The following is a 1,273-nucleotide window of genomic DNA, read 5'->3' on the forward strand; positions in this document are numbered from 1 at the left end:
TGAAGTGCACCCCTTAGAATGGACATTGGAAAAACCCTCTGGGTAAAATCCGATAAAATTCTAGGGGGTGCATTTTTTTATGCCAGCGAGAAAAGGACAAAAGTTCAAGCACTATACGGAGGAAATGAAGAAGGAAGCGATACGCCTGCATGTTGAGGAAGGTTGGACGTATCGAAGAATTACAACCCACTTGGACATCCATGACCAAGATCGGGTGAGAAAGTGGATGGCTCGGTACAAAAAACAAGGCGAGTATGGCCTCTTCGACCAAAGAGGAGCAGCAAAAGAACAGTACGTCGATGAAAATCGGCAAATAGCCCGCTTGAAACGAGAGAACGAATTGCTAAAAAAGTGTTTGGACATTTGGATGCGGGAGGTGTGAAGCGAAAATACGAGGTGGTGGAGCAGGCGGCGGGAACCGGAACCGTCACGGAGCTCTGCCGCCTGCTGGGTGTATCCAGAAGCGGATTCTATGCCTGTAAGAAACGGAAAGAGCGGAATCAGGACAAGCCGCTCAAGGATCTCATTCAGGCGGTATATCTCAAGCATGATGGCAAATATGGCTATCGACAAGTGCAGCTGTTTCTCCTTGAAGACCATGGGATCTGGATCAACCATAAGAAGGTGTTGAGGCTGATGCAGGCCCTGGGTCTAAGATCTCGCATGCGTCAGAAACATCGGGGCAGCTACGCGTCGTCCACAGGAGAACGGGTCGCAGAAAATGTTCTGAAGCGAGATTTTGCAGCGACCGCTCCCAACCAGAAATGGGTGACCGACGTTACACAGTATCGCGTCGGAACGACGTGGCTGTACCTTTCGGTCATCAAGGATCTGTTCAACAATGAGATCGTAGCCAGTCAAATGAGTACGCGCAATGACAACGAGCTCGTTCTTCAAACGTTTGCAAAGGCGTTTGAAAAGCGCAAAGACGTGACCGGATTGATCGTTCACAGCGATCAAGGATTCCAGTACACGTCTCACGCGTATCACGACATGCTGCCAAAGGTTGGCGCCCGAATCAGCATGTCTAGGCGAGGCAATTGTTTAGACAACGCCTCTATGGAGAGCTTCTTCTCGCATCTCAAAACGGAAGGGCTCTATCTGTATGATATCCGAAGTTTCGACGAGGCACAAAGAAGAATTTCGGATTACATTCATTTTTACAACCACCATCGTCCGCAGCGAAAGCTAAACAAGCTGACGCCGATGGAATATCGACGCCAGCTTGCAGCCTAGGCTTTTTTCATTTGTCCGTTAAATGGGGTCTTGACCA

At 49.2% G+C, this 1,273-nt stretch carries 2 protein-coding genes; both read left to right on the forward strand.

The window, feature by feature from the left end:
- The first annotated feature begins 79 nt into the window (after positions 1-79).
- Entirely contained in the window at positions 80-382 is a 303-nt protein-coding gene (locus tag ABH899_RS28540; RefSeq protein ID WP_370002288.1) for a helix-turn-helix domain-containing protein, read from the forward strand.
- Positions 352-1,236: an IS3 family transposase gene (locus ABH899_RS28545; protein ID WP_370002291.1), complete on the forward strand. Its 885-nt coding sequence runs from the start codon at positions 352-354 to the stop codon at positions 1,234-1,236. Before ABH899_RS28540 ends, ABH899_RS28545 begins: the two co-directional genes overlap by 31 nt.
- Positions 1,237-1,273: the final 37 nt, after the last annotated feature.

Source organism: Paenibacillus sp. RC84, assembly GCF_041260495.1.
Lineage (GTDB): Bacteria > Bacillota > Bacilli > Paenibacillales > NBRC-103111 > Paenibacillus_F.

What these genes read in the sequence shown, in the direction of transcription:
- ABH899_RS28540 (WP_370002288.1), top strand. Translation starts at nt 80, where the DNA reads ATGCCAGCGAGAAAAGGACAAAAGTTCAAGCACTATACGGAGGAAATG.